Here is a 17,982-nt window from a genome sequence, read left to right as displayed (position 1 = left end):
CAAGGACATGCCGATCGAAATTCTCATGCCCGCTCTCTCGCCGACCATGGAAGAGGGCAATCTTTCCAAGTGGTTGAAGAACGAGGGCGACAAGGTCGTCGCCGGTGATGTCATCGCCGAGATCGAAACCGACAAGGCGACGATGGAAGTCGAGGCCGTCGATGAAGGCACGATCGGCAAGATCGTGGTTCCCGCCGGCACCGAAGGCGTCAAGGTCAACGCGGTGATCGCCGTGTTGCTGCAGGACGGTGAAAGTGCAGGCGATGTCGAAAAGAGCGGCAAGCCTGCCTCCACCCAGGATGCCGTTTCCGCTGGCGGTCAGCGGACCGATGCAGCCGAGGAAGGTACAAAAGCGGCTCCCCAGGATGCCGGCGAGGCTCCGAAGGCAGTTCCCGCCGCTCCGGCGGCCAAACCTGCCGCCGATCCGGATATTCCCGCCGGCACCGAGATGGTCTCGACCACGGTGCGCGAAGCGCTCCGCGATGCCATGGCTGAAGAAATGCGCCGCGACGGCGATGTCTTCGTCATGGGCGAGGAGGTCGCGGAATACCAGGGCGCCTACAAGATCACGCAAGGGCTGCTGCAGGAATTCGGGCCGCGCCGCGTCGTCGACACGCCGATCACCGAGCACGGCTTTGCCGGCGTCGGCGTCGGTGCGGCGATGGCCGGCCTGAAGCCGATCGTCGAGTTCATGACCTTCAACTTCGCCATGCAGGCGATCGACCAGATCATCAACTCCGCGGCCAAGACGCTCTATATGTCGGGCGGCCAGATGGGCGCACCGATCGTGTTCCGCGGACCGAACGGTGCGGCCGCCCGCGTCGGCGCCCAGCATTCGCAGTGCTATGCCGCCTGGTACAGCCATATTCCCGGCCTGAAGGTGGTGATGCCGTACACGGCTGCCGACGCCAAGGGCCTGCTCAAGGCGGCGATCCGCGATCCGAACCCGGTCATCTTCCTTGAAAACGAAATCCTCTACGGCCAGTCCTTCGACGTGCCGAAGCTCGATGATTTCGTGCTGCCGATCGGCAAGGCGCGCATTCACAAGCAGGGCAAGGACGTCACCATCGTCTCGTTCGGCATCGGCATGACCTATGCCATCAAGGCGGAAGCCGAACTGCGCGGCATGGGCATCGATGCCGAGATCATCGATCTCCGGACCATCCGCCCGCTCGACCTCGACACCGTCATTGCCTCCGTGAAAAAGACCAACCGCCTGATCGTGGTGGAAGAAGGTTTCCCGCAGAACTCGGTCGGCGACCACATCGCCAACCAGGTTTCGCAGCGCGCCTTCGATTTCCTCGACGCGCCGGTCATCACCATCGCCGGCAAGGACGTGCCGATGCCTTATGCGGCGAACCTCGAAAAGCTGGCTTTGCCCAATGTCGGCGAGGTCATAGAGGCGGTCAAAGCCGTCACGTATCGCTGACGGTCTTTCTTGCGGGGGAGGCAGAAATGGCGACGATGGCAGATGTGAGGAGAATAGCTTGGTCTCTATTTTGGCGGAGCTTCCTGTCTAGTATCGCTTGTGGATTTGTTGCTGGCGCGATTGTTGGGTTCGTCATTGGGTTCATTGGCGGTTTTTTTGGACTTCGCCATGAGGCAATTCAGGTACTGAGCTCTGTTGGGGGAGCATGCCTTGGGCTTGTAGCATCATTCCTTTGTTTGAATTTCTTCTTGGCCCGATCGATTGGCAAGGAATTCAAAGGCAAACGTCTAGAACTTGCCGTGGTTAGCCCGGCTGGCTTGCAGGGAGAGTAACTATGCCAATCAACATCACCATGCCGGCACTCTCGCCCACGATGGAAGAGGGCAATCTTTCCAAGTGGCTGGTCAAGGAGGGCGACAAGGTTTCGCCGGGCGACGTGATCGCCGAGATCGAGACCGACAAGGCGACGATGGAAGTCGAGGCCGTCGATGAGGGCACGGTCGCCAAGCTGGTCGTTCCGGCCGGCACCGAAGGCGTCAAGGTCAATGCGCTGATCGCCATTCTCGCCGGCGAAGGCGAGGATGCAGGGGCGGCGGCAAAGGGTGGTGGCGATGCCGCGCCCGCGAAAGCCGATGCCAACCAGGATAAGGCGTCAATCTCCCTACCCGTGGGGGAGATGTCGACGAAGTCGACAGAGGGGGGCGCTGTCCCGCCGACCTCTCAGTCTGTCGCGCCCCCCTCTGGCCTGCCGGCCATCTCCCCCACAAGGGGGGAGATCAGCCAATCGTCAGGCGAGCGCACTTTCGCCTCGCCGCTGGCGCGGCGCATAGCCAAGGACGCCGGCGTCGATGTGTCCGCTGTGAGTGGCACCGGCCCGCATGGCCGTGTCGTCAAGGCCGATGTCGAGGCGGCGATTGCCGGCGGTGGCGCCAAGGCTGCACCGGCCGCGAAAGCCGCACCTGCCGGCGCTCCGGCACCTGCGGCTCCGGCTGCGGCACCCAAGGCGATGTCGGACGAACAGGTGCTGAAGCTGTTTGCCGAAGGGTCCTATGAGCTCGTCCCGCACGACAATATGCGCAAGACCATTGCGCGCCGCCTGGTCGAGGCCAAGACAACCATCCCGCATTTCTACCTGACGCTCGACTGCGAGCTCGATGCGCTGCTGGCGCTGCGCACACAGATCAATGCGGCGGCTCCGATGAAGAAGACCGACAAGGGCGAAGTGCCCGTCTACAAGCTGTCGGTCAACGACATGGTGATCAAGGCGATGGCGATGGCGCTGATGGCGGTGCCGGATGCCAATGCGTCCTGGACCGAAAGCGCCATGGTCAAGCACAAGCACGCCGATGTCGGCGTTGCCGTGTCGATCCCCGGCGGCCTGATCACGCCGATCATCCGCCACGCCGACGAAAAGACACTGTCCACTATCTCCAACGAGATGAAGGATCTGGCGAGCCGTGCCCGCAGCCGCAAGCTGAAGCCTGAGGAATATCAGGGCGGCACGACGGCTGTCTCCAATCTCGGCATGTTCGGCATCAAGGACTTTGCCGCCGTCATCAACCCGCCGCATGCGACGATCCTGGCGGTGGGTGCCGGCGAGCAGCGGCCGGTGGTCAAGAATGGCGAGATCAGAATCGCCAATATCATGTCGGTGACGCTGTCGACCGATCACCGCGCCGTCGACGGTGCGCTCGGCGCCGAACTTCTGGTCGCCTTCAAGCGCATGATCGAAAATCCGATGGGCATGCTGGTCTAGGAAGGAAAAAGGCTGTGCGGAAATTCGTCACCAGCCTTTTCGCCCTGATCCTTTCCGGCCTGGCCGGCGGGCTGGTGGCGCTGTGGCTGGCAATCGTCACCAATGCGAATTCCGAATACATCCTGGTCTTCATGGTTTCGGCGCTGGTCACCATCGTTGCGACCGTGGCGTTTTTCATCGCGCAGTTCGTGCCAAACCCGCAAAGGGCGATAAACCTGACGGGGCTTGTTGGGGTTTCGTTGTTCGTGCTGGCCGGAATCGGGCTGATTGCCTGGACCTTCTCGCAGCCGCCTGGCAAAGCCCAGTGGTCGGGCGATCTCCCCGTTGTCGCCGGTCTGTTTTTGCCAAGCATCGCCACGGTTATCGTGCAGTGGCTGTTCGTGGGATGGCGCGTGCGGCGCGGGCTTAGGGCGGAGGCGGGTGCGGGTGCATGAAGACGATCCTCTGCTACGGCGATTCCCTGACCTGGGGCTATGACGCGGCGAGCCTCGGGCGTCATGCGCTGGAAGATCGCTGGCCGAGCGTGCTCAAGGCGGCGTTGGGCGACGATGATATCGAAGTCATTGCCGAAGGTCTGAACGGCCGCACCACGGCTTTCGACGATCACCTGGCTGGTGCCGACCGCAATGGCGCCAAGGTGCTGCCGACGATCCTGACCAGCCATGCGCCGCTCGACCTGATCATCATCATGCTCGGCGCCAACGACATGAAGCCCTGGATCCACGGCAATCCGGTCGCGGCCAAGCAGGGGGTGCAACGGCTGATCGACATCGTGCGCGGCCACGATTATCCGTTCGACTGGGCCGCGCCGCAAATCCTGATCGTCGCGCCACCAGCGGTCAGCCGCACCGACAATGCCGAATTCAAGGAAATGTTTGCCGGCGGCGACGAGGCCTCGAAGCGGCTGGCGCCGCAATATTCCGCGCTCGCCGACGAGGCCGGCTGCGGCTTTTTCGATGCCGGCACGGTGGCCGAGACCACACCGATCGACGGGGTCCATCTCGATGCCGAAAATACGCGCAATATAGGTGACGCATTGGCGCCATTGGTGCGTGTGATGCTGGAACTCTAGAGAAAATCAGGGAGAAACCCCGTGGCTGAATCCTACGACGTCATAATCATCGGCTCAGGCCCCGGCGGCTATGTCACGGCGGTGCGCTCCGCCCAGCTCGGCTTCAAGACGGCGATCGTCGAGCGCGAGCACCTCGGCGGCATCTGCCTCAACTGGGGCTGCATCCCGACCAAGGCGCTGCTGCGCTCGGCCGAGATCATGCACTATTCCGATCATCTGAAGGACTACGGCCTGAAGCTCGAAGGCGGCAAGGTCAGCGCCGACACGGCCGCTGTCGTCGACCGCTCGCGCAAAGTGTCGTTGAGGCTCAATGGCGGCGTCGCCTTCCTGATGAAGAAGAACAAGGTCGACGTTATCTGGGGCGAGGCCAAGCTCTCCAAGCCCGGTGAGATCGTCGTCTCCAAGACGGCGAAGAAGCCGATGGAGCCGCAGCCGCCGGTGCCAAAGGGCGTCAAGGGCGAGGGCACCTATACCGCCAAGCACATCATTCTCGCCACCGGCGCCCGGCCGCGCGCGCTGCCCGGCATCGAGCCGGACGGCAAACTGATCTGGACCTATTTCGAGGCGATGGTGCCGAAGGAGATGCCGAAATCGCTGCTGGTCATGGGTTCGGGCGCCATCGGAATCGAGTTCGCCTCCTTCTACCGCACCATGGGCGCCGAGGTGACGGTGGTCGAGCTTTTGCCGGCGGTGATGCCGGTCGAGGATGCCGAGGTCTCGAAATTCGCGCAGAAGCAGTTCGAGAAGCAGGGCATGAAAATCATCCTCGAGGCCAAGGTGACCAAGGTCGAGAAGGGTGCCAACTCGGTTACCGCACATGTCGAGATGAAGGACGGCAAGGTCGAGAAGATCACCGCCGACCGCATGATCTCGGCCGTCGGCGTGCAAGGCAATATCGAGAATCTCGGCCTCGAGACGCTCGGCGTGAAGACGGATCGCGGCTGTGTCGTCATTGACGGTTACGGCAAGACCAATGTGCCCGGCATCTACGCCATCGGCGATGTCGCCGGGCCGCCTATGCTGGCTCACAAGGCTGAGCATGAAGGCGTGGTATGTATCGAAAAGATCGCCAATTTCCCCGGCGTGCATGCGACAGACAAGCTGAAGATCCCGGGCTGCACCTATTGCAACCCCCAGGTCGCATCGGTCGGGCTCACCGAAGCCAAGGCCAAGGCCGAAGGCAAGGACATTCGTGTCGGCCGCTTCCAGTTCGGCGCCAACGGCAAGGCGATCGCGCTTGGCGAGGACCAGGGCTTCATCAAGACCATTTTCGACAAGAAGACCGGCCAGCTGCTCGGCGCGCATATGGTCGGCGCCGAGGTGACGGAGCTGATCCAGGGCTTTGTCGTGGCGATGAACCTGGAGACCACCGAGGAAGAACTGATGCACACCATCTTCCCGCATCCGACGCTGTCGGAGATGATGAAGGAAAGCGTGCTTGATGCCTATGGCCGTGCGCTCAACGCGTGATAAATTGGTGCCGCGAGACTCAGACACATGCGCCGGAGGAACCTTACGGCAAGACAGTTCGTTTCCGGATGCATTTTCACCTGACACTGGAGGAGTTGGCATATGGACGTGAATGGCGTGGGCTGGATTGCGGCCATCATCATCGGCGGTTTGGCCGGGTGGCTGGCCGAGATGGTCATGAAGAGCAATACCGGCGTCTTGATGAACATCATTATGGGCATTGTCGGCGCGGTGGTGCTGAACGCAATTCTCAGGGCGCTCAACATCGAACCCTTCGGAGTCGGCTGGCTCGCCTACCTGATCACCGGCTTCATCGGCGCCTGCCTGCTGATCTTTGCCGGGCGGCTCATTCGCCGATAAAACGGCTCGCCGTTTTATCTCGTTCTTCTGACGCAATTCCGGACGGAAAACCGTGTCACACTTTTCCTGGAATTGCTCCGGATCCCCGCTATGCGAAAAAGGCTGTGGCGGCATGCGCCGCCGCAGCCTTTTTCTTTGCACCGAAAAGTCCTAGATGACGCCAGAAGGGCGAATGCCGACGGGCAGACGCCAACAAGTCAGGTTTGAGATGGTCACTGTTCTCGACACGATCGCCAACGCGCCGCGCCTGCGGCACCCCGAGAAGGCGCACAAGCCTGATCAGGACGTGCTGCGCAAACCCGACTGGATCCGCGTCAAGGCGCCGATGTCGAAGGGCTATGCCGAAACGCGCGAGATCGTGAAGTCGCACAAGCTGGTAACCGTGTGCGAAGAGGCCGGCTGCCCCAATATCGGCGAGTGCTGGGAAAAGAAGCACGCCACCTTCATGATCATGGGCGAGATCTGCACGCGCGCTTGCGCCTTCTGCAATGTCGCCACCGGCATTCCCACCGCGCTCGATGCCGATGAGCCGGCGCGTGTCGCGCATGCCGTCAAGCAGATGGGGCTGACCCATGTCGTCATCACCTCGGTCGACCGCGACGATCTCGCCGATGGCGGCGCGCAGCATTTCGCCGAGGTTATCCGGGCGATCCGAGCAGCGACGCCCTTGACCACGATCGAAATCCTGACGCCCGATTTCCTGCGCAAGGAGGGCGCGCTGGAGATCGTCGTGGCGGCCAAGCCCGATGTCTTCAACCACAATCTCGAAACCGTGCCGTCGAACTACCTGACGGTGCGGCCAGGTGCTCGCTATTTCCACTCGATCCGGCTGTTGCAGCGGGTCAAGGAGCTCGACCCGTCGATCTTCACGAAATCCGGCATCATGGTCGGCCTCGGCGAAGAGCGCAACGAGATCCTGCAACTGATGGACGACCTGCGCTCGGCCAATGTCGACTTCATGACCATTGGCCAGTATCTGCAGCCGTCGAAGAAACACCACCCGGTGATCCGCTTCGTCACGCCGGAGGAGTTCAACTCCTTCGCGAAGATCGGCAAGACCAAGGGTTTCCTGCTGGTGGCGTCGAGCCCGCTGACGCGCTCCTCGCATCATGCCGGTGACGATTTCGCCAGGCTGCGGGCGGCGCGTGAGGCGCAGCTCAAAAAAGCCAGTTAAATCCTGCTTCAATGCCGAAATTCGAAGCCACACGCCGCGTTGCCCACACGCCGGAGCAGATGTTTGCGCTGGTCGCCGATATCGAGACCTATCCTGAATTTCTGCCGCTGTGCGAGGCGCTGACGGTGCGCTCTAGCAAGGAGCGTGATCGCCGCACCATTCTCGTTGCCGATATGAGCATCGGCTACAAGGCGATCCGCGAGACCTTTACGACGCAAGTGCTGCTGAAGCCGGACGAAAACACAATAGATGTCAAATACATCGATGGACCGTTCAAATATCTCAGCAATATCTGGCGCTTCGAGCCGGCCGACGGCGGCGGCTGCAACGTCCGCTTCTTCATCGACTACGAGTTCAAGAGCCGTATCCTCGGCGTGGTGATGGGCACCATGTTCGATCGTGCCTTCCGCATGTTTTCCGAAGCCTTCGAAAAACGTGCGGACGTCATCTACGGAACGACGCCCATCTCATGAGTGTCGCCGAGCGCGCGCAGCGCGATCTCCAGCGCATGCTTGACCGTCTCGCGGCGGATGAAGTCGCGGCCATTGTCGGCAAACATATTGAGCTCGGCAGCCACCGGCCCACCTCTTAGGGCAACTCCGAACCAGACGAGGCCGACCGGTTTTTCCGGCGAACCGCCGCCTGGGCCGGCAATGCCTGTGACGGCAAGCGCCAGCCCGGCGCGCGAGCGCGCCAGAGCGCCCTCCGCCATCTCCAGAACCGTTTCGCGCGAGACGGCGCCATGCGCCTCGAGTGTGGCGGGCGAGACGCCGAGCATCTCCATCTTTGCTTCATCGGAATAGGTGATGAGGCCGCGATCGACGACAGCGGACGAGCCGGCAATGTCGGTCAGTGCCGAGATGATCATGCCGCCGGTGCAGCTCTCGGCCGTCGCCAGCATGATGCCGCGCTGCTGGCAGACCTGGAGCAGGGCGTTGGCAAGATCGCTGTTGTTCATGCGGGAACCTCCCCGGGGAAGACGACACTGGCTGTGGCGATGGCGGCGATGCCTTCCTCGCGGCCGACAAAGCCGAGTTTTTCGTTGGTAGTCGCCTTGATGGAGATGCGATCGCTGGAAATGCCCAGCATCGCCGACAACGCGTTGGTCATGGCCTCGCGATGCGGGCCGACGCGCGGAGCCTCGCAGATCAGCGTGATGTCGGCATTGGCGATGCGGCCGCCGCGTTCGCGCACCAACCTGGCCGCATGCTCGACGAAGATCTTCGACGCCGCGCCCTTCCATTGCGGATCGGAAGGCGGGAAATGCGTGCCGATGTCGCCGGCGCCGCAAGTGGCGAGCAGCGCATCGGTCAGCGCGTGCAGGCCGACATCGGCATCCGAATGTCCCGAAAGCTTCTTGCCGTGCGGAATGGCGACGCCGCACAGAGTGACATGGTCGCCTGCCTCGAAGGCGTGCACGTCATAGCCATTGCCGGTGCGAATGTCTGGAAAACGCTCGCCAGTAAGCCGCTGATCCGCCATCGCAATATCCCTTGCCCAGGTCAGTTTGACGTTGTCCGGCGACCCCTGAACGATTTTCACCGGAATATGCGCCCATTCGGCGATCGCGGCATCGTCGGTGAAATCCGTCTTGCCGAGATGATGGGCTTTTTCGTGCGCGGCGAGCAACGGCCAGAACGGAAAGCCTTGCGGCGTCTGCGCGGCATGAAGGCCGGCCCTTGGCACCGTCTCCTCGATCATGCCGGTGGCCGACTCGCGCTTCAGCGTATCGGCGACGGGCAAAGCGGGCAGCGCGCCCTGGCGCTCGCCAATGGCCGCAATGGTGCGGTCGATCAGGGCCGCGTCGACAAACGGCCGCACCGCGTCATGGACAAGGACACGGCCGGGCGTACGGTCCCTCAGCGCCAGCAGGCCGAGCCGGACCGAGGCCTGGCGCGACTCGCCACCGACCACGGCGGTAACCCGCTCGGCATACACGCCGGCTGCCTTGTCGAAAAGCGCGCGGTCATCGGCATGGATGGCGACGACGACGGGGCCAATTTCGGGATGCGCCAGGAACGTCTCCAGCGTGCGCGCGATGACGGCACGGCCACCGATGCGTTGATATTGCTTCGGCCCGTCGGCCTTTCCGGCACGCGCGCCGCGACCGGCGGCAACGATGACCACGCCGACCTTGTCGGTCGTCGCCTCGGCCGGTTTTTCGCTTGCGTCTGTCATGCCGAGAGGCTTAGTCGCGGCTTATGGCGAAGGCCAGCATTTTCCCAAATGCGCCGCAATGTGACGTCATTGCGCGTTGCACAATGCCTTTCTTATGGCTAGAGAATGTGCAGCAATCCGATATGCTTGGTTTTTGTGCATGCCTGAAGTGACAAAATTGGCTTCGCCGCTCGACATTGGCGGCGTGACAATCCGCAACCGCGTCTTCCTCGCGCCCATGTCGGGAATAACGGACGAGCCGTTCCGGCAACGCGCCTACGCGCATGGCGCGGGCCTGGTCGTGTCGGAAATGGTGGCGAGCGGCGAGCTTGCCAAGGGCAGGGCCGGCTGCGACCTGCGCATCCGTCATTCCGGGCTGCCCGTCCATATGGTCCAGCTTGCCGGCCGCGAGGCCGAGCACATGGCCGAGGGCGCGCGCATCGCTGCCGGCGAGGGCGCTGACATCATCGACATCAATATGGGCTGCCCGGCCAAGAAGGTGACCGGCGGCTATGCCGGCTCGGCGCTGATGCGCGATCTCGACCACGCGTTGTCGCTGATCGAAGCGGTGATCGGCGCGGTCCAGGTGCCGGTCACGGTCAAGATGCGGCTCGGCTGGGACGACAATGCGCTCAATGCACCCGTCTTGGCGCGCCGCGCCGAAGAGGCCGGTGTTAAAATGGTGACCGTGCATGGGCGCACGCGCTGCCAGTTTTATCAAGGCAAGGCCGATTGGCGCGCCATCGCCCGCATCAAGGACGTCGTCTCGATCCCGGTCGTCGCCAATGGCGATGTGGGCTCGCCCGCGGAGGCCGCCGAAATCCTTGAACAGTCGGGCGCCGACGCGGTGATGATCGGCCGCGCGCATTATGGCGCGCCATGGACGGCGGGCCACATCGCGGCAACGGCTGCGGGCGACGCGCCCTCCGGCGTGCCGGAAAGCCCGCAAGCCATGGCGGACTACATCGTTTCCCACTACGAAGACATGCTGACGCTTTACGGCGTCGAAAGTGGCTTGCGCCAGGCGCGCAAGCATCTCGGCTGGTATCTCGACCGCCACTCTGCTGGCGTTTCCGATGAGCGGCGGAAAGCCATCCTCACCTCTTTCGAACCCGCCCGCGTCATTGCCTTGCTGCATGAGGTGTTTTCCGGCGAAGCCACGCCCTTGCGGAGCGCCGCATGAACGCCACCGTCACACCGAGCTCCGACATGGCGGATGCCGCCAGTATCGTGCTGAACACCATCCGCCGTCCGGTCATCATGGTCGATCCGGACGGGTTCATCACCTACGCCAATGCCGATGCGGAAGACTTCTTCCGTTCAAGTGCCAACATGCTTGCCCGCAACACACTGTCCAAGCTGATCCCGTTCGGCAGCCCGTTGCTGCAGCTGGTCGATCAGGTGCGCGAGCGCCGTGCGCCGGTCAACGAATACCGTGTCGACGTGTCGTCGCCGCGTCTCGGCATCGAGAAGGTCGTCGATCTCTATGTCGCGCCGGTGCCGGAATTCCCAGGCTCGATCGTGGTGATGTTCCAGGAACGCTCGATGGCCGACAAGATCGACCGGCAGATGACACACAGGGGTGCCGCGCGTTCGGTCACCGGCCTTGCCGCCATGCTGGCGCATGAGATCAAGAACCCGCTGTCCGGCATTCGTGGCGCCGCACAGCTGCTCGAACTCTCGGCGTCCGACGAGGATCGCGCGCTGACCCGCCTCATCACTGACGAGACTGATCGCATAGTCTCCCTGGTCGACCGCATGGAGGTGTTTTCCGACGAGCGGCCGATTGACCGCTATCCCGTCAACATCCATGTCGTGCTGGACCATGTGAAGGCAATCGCGAAGAACGGTTTTGCCAAGAGAATCAGGATAATGGAGGACTATGATCCATCATTGCCTCCGGTTTTCGCCAACCGCGACCAACTGATCCAGGTGTTCCTCAACCTGGTCAAGAACGCCGCCGAGGCCATCGGCGGCGACCCACAGGGGGAGATCGTGCTGTCGACCGCGTTCAGGCCGGGCATCCGCGTGTCCGTTCCCGGAACCCAGGACCGCGTGTCGCTGCCGCTTGAATTCTGCGTGCGCGACAATGGTTCGGGCGTTTCGGAAGACATTCTGCCGATCCTGTTCGATCCGTTCATCACCACCAAGCCGAACGGGTCGGGGCTCGGCCTGGCGCTGGTGGCGAAAATCGTCGGCGAGCATGGCGGCATCATCGAATGCGATTCGACGCCGCGCGGCACCACCTTCCGAATCCTGATGCCGGCTTGGAAAGAAACACCCATCGACACTGCCGATGATGAAGGCGAAGGAGACCGCAAATGACGGTTCGCGGCAATATTCTCGTCGCCGACGACGATGCGGCCATCCGCACCGTGCTCAATCAGGCGCTGTCGCGGGTCGGCCATGAGGTGCGCGTGACCTCCAACGCCTCGACGCTGTGGCGCTGGGTGGCGGCGGGCGAGGGCGATCTGGTGATCACCGACGTTGTCATGCCGGACGAGAACGCCTTCGACATGCTGCCGCGCATCAAGAAGGCGCGGCCCGAGCTGCCGGTCATCGTGATGAGCGCGCAAAACACGTTCATGACGGCGATTCGTGCTTCCGAAACAGGTGCTTACGAGTATCTGCCGAAGCCGTTCGACCTGACCGAACTGCTCAATATCGTCAACCGGGCGCTGTCAGAGCCGCGCCGACCTAAGATCGATACGCGACCGGAAGAACAGCCTGACGCGATGCCGCTGGTCGGCCGGTCGGCCGCCATGCAGGACATCTACCGCATGCTGGCGCGCATGATGCAGACCGACCTGACGGTGATGATCTCGGGCGAGTCCGGCACCGGCAAGGAATTGGTGGCGCGCGCGTTGCACGAATATGGCCGTCGCCGCGGCGGTCCGTTCGTCGCCATCAACATGGCGGCGATCCCGCGCGATTTGATCGAATCGGAGCTGTTCGGCCACGAGAAGGGCGCCTTCACCGGCGCACAGAACCGCTCGACCGGCCGCTTCGAGCAGGCCGAGGGCGGCACGCTGTTCCTCGACGAGATCGGCGACATGCCGATGGAGGCGCAGACGCGGCTGCTGCGCGTGCTGCAGCAGGGCGAATACACAACGGTCGGCGGGCGCACCCCGATCAAGACCGATGTGCGCATCGTCGCCGCCACCAACAAGGATCTGCGCACGCTGATCAACCAGGGGCTTTTCCGCGAGGATCTGTTCTATCGCCTGAATGTCGTGCCGCTTCGGCTGCCGGGTTTGCGTGAGAGATCGGAAGACATTCCCGATCTGGTGCGGCATTTCTTCAAGATCGGCGCCAGCGAAGGCTTGCAGACCAAGCGCATTTCGACCGGCGGCATCGAATTGATGAAGCGCTATCCGTGGCCGGGAAACGTGCGCGAGTTGGAAAACCTGGTGCGCCGGCTTGCGGCGCTCTATTCGCAGGACGAAATATCAGCCGAGATCATTGAAGCCGAGCTGAAGACAGGCGAAAGACCGGTCGTTCCCGGCGGCGGCAATTTGATCCCGGACGATCTGTCCATCGGCCAGGCGGTGGAGCACTTCCTGCAGCGCTATTTCGCCTCTTTTGCCGGTGATTTGCCGCCGGCAGGTCTCTATCAACGCATCTTGTCGGAGGTCGAATATCCGCTGGTGCTCGCTTCCATGACGGCAACGCGCGGCAACCAGATCAAGGCCGCCGAACTGCTGGGCCTCAACCGCAACACGTTGCGCAAGAAGATTCGCGAGCTGGGTGTCAACGTGTACAAATCGTCGAGATCATGAGCGCCTGCTGCCCGAAGTGACGCGAGGTCATCCCCTTTTCAGGGGATCGGCGGCCGAAAGATTTCCGTCACGGCCACACTTGTTGCATAATCGCCACAATGCGTTGCATACATCCAACGCAATCACTGGCTCTTAGACGGCGACATGGCTTCGCAAGCTCTCACATCAAACGAACCGCTTTTCAGCAGACCCGGCCAGAGGGATGGACGGCGGCTGCTTGCGTTGCCTGGCGTTGTGGCAATTGCCGGCGCGCTGGTTACGGCGGCAATCTCGTTTGCGATTCTTGTCGGCGCCACGCCGATCACGCCAGACGCAAACACAACGCTGACGCTGATTGCGGCCAATGCCTTATTTGTGCTGGCGCTGATTGCTCTGGTCGGCCGCGAGGTGCATCGCATCACCATGGCGCGCCGGCACGGCAAGGCGGCGTCACGGCTGCATGTGCGCATCGTGACGATGTTTGCGCTGGTCGCGGCCATCCCCGCCATCATGGTGGCCATCATTGCCTCGATCACGCTCGATATCGGCCTCGACCGCTGGTTCGAAATCCGCACCAAGGCGATCGTCAACTCGTCGCTGTCGATCGCCGACGCCTATGTGCAGGAAAACGCTCGTAATCTTCAGGGCACGACGCTGTCGATGGCCTATGATCTCGACGCCTCGCGCACGCTTTACGGCCTCGATCGAACCGGCTTTCTCGACCTGATGAACAAGGAAGCCGTGGGCAGGAGCCTGGTGCATGCGGCGCTGGTCAGGGAAGACGGCTCCTTTGTCATGAGCGCGAAGACCGATGCGGATTTCTCTATGCCGCCACCGCCGGAGGGCGCGGTCAGCGCCGCGGCCGACGGCAAACCGGTGCTGATCGAGCCGAAGACGCGCAACATCATGGGCGCCATCATCAAGCTGCGGGAGATCGAAGGCCTCTACCTCTACACCAATCGCCTGGTCGACCCCGAAGTGATCAAGGCGAGGGCGATCGTCCAGTCCAACACCGCCGAATATCGCGGCCTGGAAGACAACAGGCGGACGTCGCAGGTGGCGTTCGCGCTGCCCTATCTGTCACTGACGCTGATCATCATCCTGTCGGCCATCTGGACCGGCATAGCGGTGGCCGACCGTCTGGTGCGGCCCATCCGTCAACTCATCGGCGCGGCTGACGAGGTTGCGACCGGCAATCTCGATGTCGCCGTTCCGGTACGGCCTTCCGACGGCGATGTCGCCTCGCTTGGCGATACGTTCAACAAGATGCTGCTGGAGCTTAAATCGCAGCGCAACGAGATCCTGTCGGCCAAGGATTTGATCGACGAACGGCGTCGTTTCTCGGAAGCGGTGCTGGCCGGCGTCACCGCCGGCGTCATCGGCGTCGATCCCTACGGCATCGTCTCCATCGTCAACAAATCGGCCGAAACGATGCTGGCCATATCGGCCACGGCGGCGCTGGGGCAGAACCTGTCCGCCGTGCTACCGCATGTCGGGCGTGTCTTCGAGATCGGCCGCAAATCCGGCAAGCCGGTCTATCGCGAGCAGGTCACCTTCTATCGCACCGGCGCCGAGCGTACCTTCAACGTGCAGATCACCATCGAGGCCGGCGACGACGGCGAGGAGGAGAAATCCTACGTCGTGACGGTCGACGACATCACCGATCTCGTCCAGGCACAGCGCTCGTCGGCCTGGGCGGATGTGGCGCGGCGTATCGCACATGAAATCAAGAACCCGCTGACGCCGATCCAGCTCTCGGCCGAGCGCATCAAGCGACGCTTCGGCAAGGTCATCACCGAGGACCGCGAGATTTTCGACCAGTGCACCGACACGATCATCCGGCAGGTCGAGGATATCGGCCGCATGGTCGACGAGTTCTCGGCTTTCGCCCGCATGCCCAAGCCCGAGATGAAAGCCATCGATCTGCGTGAATCGCTGCGCGAGGCGTCGTTCCTGGTCGAAGTCAGCCGCGCCGACATTGCTTTCGAACGCGTGTTCGGCAACGAACCGCTCAAGGGCACGTTCGATAGCCGATTGATGGCGCAGGCTTTCGGCAACGTCATCAAGAACGCGGCCGAGGCGATTGACGGGCTGGAACAAAAGGACGGTTCGCACGGCATAATCCGGATTCAAGCTGCCCGGCAGAATGGCGCGATCAGAATCGACGTCATCGACAATGGCAAAGGCTTGCCGCGCGAGAACCGCCAAAGGCTGCTCGAGCCCTACATGACGACGCGCGAGAAGGGCACCGGGCTCGGTCTCGCCATCGTCAAGAAGATCGTGGAGGACCATGGCGGGCGGCTCGAATTGCACGATGCGCCCGCGGATTTCCACGGTGGACGCGGCGCGATGATCTCGATCATCCTGCCGCCAGCTGCCGCAACCGCGCCGCCACGCGGTCAAGGCGAAACGGAACACGAACGAGAAACTGAAAAGGTCGGTAATGGCGTCTGATATTCTCATCGTCGATGACGAGGAAGACATCCGTGAACTCGTCGCGGGCATATTGAGCGACGAAGGGCATGAAACCCGCACGGCATTCGATGCCGACAGCGCGCTCGCGGCAATCGCCGACCGGGCGCCGCGGCTGATTTTCCTCGACATCTGGTTGCAGGGCTCGCGCCTCGACGGGCTGGCGCTGCTCGACGAGATCAAGACGATGCATCCGAGCCTGCCGGTGGTGATGATCTCCGGCCACGGCAATATCGAGACAGCGGTGTCGGCCATCCGCCGCGGCGCCTATGATTTCATCGAGAAGCCGTTCAAGGCCGACAGGCTGATCCTGATCGCCGAGCGGGCGCTCGAAACCTCGAAATTGCGGCGCGAGGTGTCCGACCTCAAGCAGCGCAGCGGCGAAACCTTCGACCTGATCGGCATGTCGTCGGCGATGAGCCAGCTGCGCCAGACCATCGAGCGCGTGGCGCCGACCAACAGCCGCGTCATGATCATCGGTCCGTCCGGCTCGGGCAAGGAGCTCGCCGCGCGCGCCATCCACACGCTGTCGACGCGCAAGGGCGCGCCCTTCGTGACGCTGAGCGCGGCCAACATCACGCCCGAGCGCATGGAGATCGAGCTGTTCGGTACCGAATCGAACGGCACCGAGCGCAAGGTCGGCGCGCTTGAAGAGGCGCACCGCGGCATTCTCTACATCGACGAAGTGGCCGACATGCCGCGCGAGACGCAGAACAAGATTTTGCGCGTGCTGGTCGAACAGCAGTTCGAGCGGGTCGGCGGCACCAAGCGGGTCAAGGTCGACGTCCGCATCATCTCCTCGACCTCGCAGAACCTGGAGGCGATGATCGCCGACGGCCGTTTTCGCGAAGACCTCTATCACCGCCTGGCGGTGGTTCCGGTCATGGTGCCGGGCCTGGCCGAGCGGCGAGAGGACATTCCCTATCTCGTCGACAATTTCATGAAGCAGATCGCTCGCCAGGCCGGCATCAAGCCGCGCCGCATCGGCGACGATGCGCTTGCCGTGCTGCAGGCGCACAACTGGCCGGGCAATGTCCGCCAGCTGCGCAACAATGTCGAACGGCTGATGATCCTGGCGCGTGGCGACGATATCGATGCGCCGATCACCGCCGACCTGTTGCCGTCGGAGATCGGCGATGTCATGCCGCGCACGCCGAACCAGTCCGACCAGCACATCATGGCGCTGCCGCTGCGCGAGGCGCGCGAACAGTTCGAGAAGGACTATCTGATCGCCCAGATCAACCGTTTCGGCGGCAACATCTCGAAGACGGCGGAATTCATTGGCATGGAGCGCTCGGCGCTGCACCGGAAACTGAAGTCGCTGGGGGTCTGATCCCCATTGTTGTTGGTCCAGCGGGCCGTGGCCCGTGCAATTGCCGGTTACGGCAGCGGCGGAATCGCCTAGAAATAGCGAGACTGTTCTGAGGGATCACCCATGCCGCGCATTACCTATGTGAACGGGCGCTATGTCGCCCATGCCGACGCTGCCGTGCATATCGAGGATCGCGGCTATCAATTCGCCGACGGCGTCTACGAGGTCTGCGAGGTGGCGCAGGGCTTTATCGTCGACATGCCGCGCCATCTTGCCCGGCTGAGCCGCTCCCTTAGCGAATTGTCGATCGACTGGCCGGTCACCAAGGGTGTGCTGCCGCTTCTTCTGCGCGAAATCGTCCGGCGCAACCACGTCGTCAACGGCCTGGTCTATGTCCAGGTTACGCGCGGTGTTGCCAGCCGCGACTTCGTTTTCCCCGCCGATACACCGTCATCGCTAGTGATTACGGCCAGAAAGGCCGACCCGGCGGCGGCCGCCAAGCGAGCCGAGGCGGGCATCAAGGTCATCACCGTGCCGGAAAACCGTTGGGACCGGGTCGACATCAAGAGCACCGGCCTGCTGCCCAACGTACTGGCCAAGCAGAAGGCCAAGGAGGCCGGCGCCCAGGAGGCCTGGTTCGTCGACACCGATGGCAACGTCAAGGAGGGCGGCTCGTCCAACGCCTGGATCGTTACAAGGGACGGCGTTCTGGTCACCCGGCCGGCGGAGCATGGCATCCTGCGCGGCATCACCCGCACGACCATGTTCGAAGTGGCGGCAAAGCTCGGGTTGACGATCGAGGAGCGCGGTTTTTCAGTCACTGAAGCCAAGGCTGCGCGAGAAGCTTTCATCAGTTCGGCAACGACAATCGCCATGCCGGTCGTGGCAATCGACGGTGCCGCGGTCGCCAATGGGCACCCCGGTTCGATAACACTTTCATTGCGGCAAGCCTTTTTTGACGTTGCGGAAAAAAGTCCAGCCTGATAACCGCACAGACGGACTGCACATCAATATATCTCGTT

17 protein-coding genes are annotated in these 17,982 nt (G+C 62.6%); 15 read left to right on the top strand and 2 right to left on the bottom strand.

The genetic code is table 11. The features are described from left to right. Positions 1–7: 7 nt before the first annotated feature. The 9 genes from NKJ88_RS13695 to NKJ88_RS13655 all read left to right on the top strand — a co-directional run bounded on the left by NKJ88_RS13695 (position 8) and on the right by NKJ88_RS13655 (position 7,734). On the top strand, positions 8–1,429 hold the full coding sequence (locus tag NKJ88_RS13695) for a pyruvate dehydrogenase complex E1 component subunit beta (RefSeq protein WP_023682558.1): 1,422 nt from the start codon (positions 8–10) through the stop codon (positions 1,427–1,429). A gap of 26 nt (positions 1,430–1,455) precedes the next feature. Beyond that, positions 1,456–1,761 (top strand): hypothetical protein, encoded by a 306-nt coding sequence (locus tag NKJ88_RS13690; RefSeq protein ID WP_023714177.1) that lies wholly within the window; start codon positions 1,456–1,458, stop codon positions 1,759–1,761. Between the two features lie 2 nt (positions 1,762–1,763). After that, the gene (locus NKJ88_RS13685; RefSeq protein ID WP_023752293.1) at positions 1,764–3,185 is read left to right on the top strand and encodes a pyruvate dehydrogenase complex dihydrolipoamide acetyltransferase; all 1,422 of its coding nucleotides are present in this window, start codon (positions 1,764–1,766) and stop codon (positions 3,183–3,185) included. 14 nt (positions 3,186–3,199) lie between these two features. Beyond that, complete coding sequence (locus tag NKJ88_RS13680) at positions 3,200–3,619, top strand: hypothetical protein (protein WP_023668917.1); 420 nt, start codon at positions 3,200–3,202, stop codon at positions 3,617–3,619. Then, on the top strand, positions 3,616–4,257 hold the full coding sequence (locus NKJ88_RS13675) for an SGNH/GDSL hydrolase family protein (RefSeq protein WP_023682555.1): 642 nt from the start codon (positions 3,616–3,618) through the stop codon (positions 4,255–4,257). The genes NKJ88_RS13680 and NKJ88_RS13675 overlap by 4 nt, the downstream gene beginning before the upstream one ends. Positions 4,258–4,278: 21 nt before the next feature. After that, positions 4,279–5,727, top strand: a complete 1,449-nt coding sequence (gene lpdA / locus NKJ88_RS13670) for a dihydrolipoyl dehydrogenase (RefSeq protein WP_023688452.1) — start codon at positions 4,279–4,281, stop codon at positions 5,725–5,727. 102 nt (positions 5,728–5,829) lie between these two features. Continuing rightward, a complete protein-coding gene (locus tag NKJ88_RS13665) occupies positions 5,830–6,087 on the top strand; it encodes a GlsB/YeaQ/YmgE family stress response membrane protein (protein ID WP_023668920.1) in 258 nt (85 codons plus the stop codon). 208 nt (positions 6,088–6,295) lie between these two features. Beyond that, positions 6,296–7,261 carry a lipoyl synthase gene (lipA, locus tag NKJ88_RS13660; RefSeq protein WP_352444344.1) on the top strand — a complete coding sequence of 322 codons (966 nt, stop codon included), beginning with the start codon at positions 6,296–6,298 and terminating at the stop codon, positions 7,259–7,261. An 11-nt stretch (positions 7,262–7,272) separates the two neighbouring features. Beyond that, complete coding sequence (locus NKJ88_RS13655) at positions 7,273–7,734, top strand: type II toxin-antitoxin system RatA family toxin (protein WP_352444342.1); 462 nt, start codon at positions 7,273–7,275, stop codon at positions 7,732–7,734. Here NKJ88_RS13655 and NKJ88_RS13650 read toward each other — a convergent pair. Both NKJ88_RS13650 and NKJ88_RS13645 read right to left on the bottom strand, forming a co-directional pair. Further along, complete coding sequence (locus NKJ88_RS13650) at positions 7,710–8,219, bottom strand: CinA family protein (RefSeq protein WP_352444341.1); 510 nt, start codon at positions 8,217–8,219, stop codon at positions 7,710–7,712. The genes NKJ88_RS13655 and NKJ88_RS13650 overlap by 25 nt on opposite strands. Continuing rightward, the gene (locus NKJ88_RS13645) at positions 8,216–9,439 is read right to left on the bottom strand and encodes a bifunctional 2-C-methyl-D-erythritol 4-phosphate cytidylyltransferase/2-C-methyl-D-erythritol 2,4-cyclodiphosphate synthase (RefSeq protein WP_352444339.1); all 1,224 of its coding nucleotides are present in this window, start codon (positions 9,437–9,439) and stop codon (positions 8,216–8,218) included. The genes NKJ88_RS13650 and NKJ88_RS13645 overlap by 4 nt, the downstream gene beginning before the upstream one ends. 139 nt (positions 9,440–9,578) lie before the next feature. Between NKJ88_RS13645 and dusB the strand changes: the two genes are divergently transcribed. The 6 genes from dusB to NKJ88_RS13615 all read left to right on the top strand — a co-directional run bounded on the left by dusB (position 9,579) and on the right by NKJ88_RS13615 (position 17,944). Further along, the gene (gene dusB / locus NKJ88_RS13640; RefSeq protein WP_352444338.1) at positions 9,579–10,601 is read left to right on the top strand and encodes a tRNA dihydrouridine synthase DusB; all 1,023 of its coding nucleotides are present in this window, start codon (positions 9,579–9,581) and stop codon (positions 10,599–10,601) included. Then, complete coding sequence (locus NKJ88_RS13635; protein ID WP_023668926.1) at positions 10,598–11,743, top strand: two-component system sensor histidine kinase NtrB; 1,146 nt, start codon at positions 10,598–10,600, stop codon at positions 11,741–11,743. The genes dusB and NKJ88_RS13635 overlap by 4 nt, the downstream gene beginning before the upstream one ends. Continuing rightward, complete coding sequence (gene ntrC, locus NKJ88_RS13630) at positions 11,740–13,197, top strand: nitrogen regulation protein NR(I) (protein WP_023691281.1); 1,458 nt, start codon at positions 11,740–11,742, stop codon at positions 13,195–13,197. Before NKJ88_RS13635 ends, ntrC begins: the two co-directional genes overlap by 4 nt. A gap of 144 nt (positions 13,198–13,341) precedes the next feature. Further along, complete coding sequence (locus NKJ88_RS13625; protein ID WP_023668928.1) at positions 13,342–15,630, top strand: sensor histidine kinase NtrY-like; 2,289 nt, start codon at positions 13,342–13,344, stop codon at positions 15,628–15,630. Continuing rightward, on the top strand, positions 15,620–16,981 hold the full coding sequence (gene ntrX, locus NKJ88_RS13620; RefSeq protein WP_023668929.1) for a nitrogen assimilation response regulator NtrX: 1,362 nt from the start codon (positions 15,620–15,622) through the stop codon (positions 16,979–16,981). The genes NKJ88_RS13625 and ntrX overlap by 11 nt, the downstream gene beginning before the upstream one ends. Positions 16,982–17,083: 102 nt before the next feature. After that, entirely contained in the window at positions 17,084–17,944 is an 861-nt protein-coding gene (locus NKJ88_RS13615) for a D-amino-acid transaminase (protein ID WP_023701734.1), read from the top strand. Positions 17,945–17,982 lie beyond the last annotated feature (38 nt).

Source organism: Mesorhizobium sp. M0016, assembly GCF_040324035.1.
Lineage (GTDB): Bacteria > Pseudomonadota > Alphaproteobacteria > Rhizobiales > Rhizobiaceae > Mesorhizobium.
The sequence above is the reverse complement of the archived record's forward strand: the minus strand, read 5'-3'. Positions and strand labels throughout refer to the sequence as shown.

Excerpts from the sequence above, each read along its gene's own strand:
- NKJ88_RS13695 (WP_023682558.1), top strand. The coding sequence starts at position 8 with ATGCCGATCGAAATTCTCATGCCCGCTCTCTCGCCGACCATGGAAGAG.
- NKJ88_RS13690 (WP_023714177.1), top strand. The coding sequence starts at position 1,456 with ATGGCGACGATGGCAGATGTGAGGAGAATAGCTTGGTCTCTATTTTGG.
- NKJ88_RS13685 (WP_023752293.1), top strand. The coding sequence starts at position 1,764 with ATGCCAATCAACATCACCATGCCGGCACTCTCGCCCACGATGGAAGAG.
- NKJ88_RS13675 (WP_023682555.1), top strand. The coding sequence starts at position 3,616 with ATGAAGACGATCCTCTGCTACGGCGATTCCCTGACCTGGGGCTATGAC.
- NKJ88_RS13665 (WP_023668920.1), top strand. The coding sequence starts at position 5,830 with ATGGACGTGAATGGCGTGGGCTGGATTGCGGCCATCATCATCGGCGGT.
- lipA (WP_352444344.1), top strand. The coding sequence starts at position 6,296 with ATGGTCACTGTTCTCGACACGATCGCCAACGCGCCGCGCCTGCGGCAC.
- NKJ88_RS13655 (WP_352444342.1), top strand. The coding sequence starts at position 7,273 with ATGCCGAAATTCGAAGCCACACGCCGCGTTGCCCACACGCCGGAGCAG.
- NKJ88_RS13650 (WP_352444341.1), bottom strand. The coding sequence starts at position 8,219 with ATGAACAACAGCGATCTTGCCAACGCCCTGCTCCAGGTCTGCCAGCAG.
- NKJ88_RS13645 (WP_352444339.1), bottom strand. The coding sequence starts at position 9,439 with ATGACAGACGCAAGCGAAAAACCGGCCGAGGCGACGACCGACAAGGTC.
- dusB (WP_352444338.1), top strand. The coding sequence starts at position 9,579 with ATGCCTGAAGTGACAAAATTGGCTTCGCCGCTCGACATTGGCGGCGTG.
- NKJ88_RS13635 (WP_023668926.1), top strand. The coding sequence starts at position 10,598 with ATGAACGCCACCGTCACACCGAGCTCCGACATGGCGGATGCCGCCAGT.
- ntrC (WP_023691281.1), top strand. The coding sequence starts at position 11,740 with ATGACGGTTCGCGGCAATATTCTCGTCGCCGACGACGATGCGGCCATC.
- NKJ88_RS13625 (WP_023668928.1), top strand. The coding sequence starts at position 13,342 with ATGGCTTCGCAAGCTCTCACATCAAACGAACCGCTTTTCAGCAGACCC.
- ntrX (WP_023668929.1), top strand. The coding sequence starts at position 15,620 with ATGGCGTCTGATATTCTCATCGTCGATGACGAGGAAGACATCCGTGAA.
- NKJ88_RS13615 (WP_023701734.1), top strand. The coding sequence starts at position 17,084 with ATGCCGCGCATTACCTATGTGAACGGGCGCTATGTCGCCCATGCCGAC.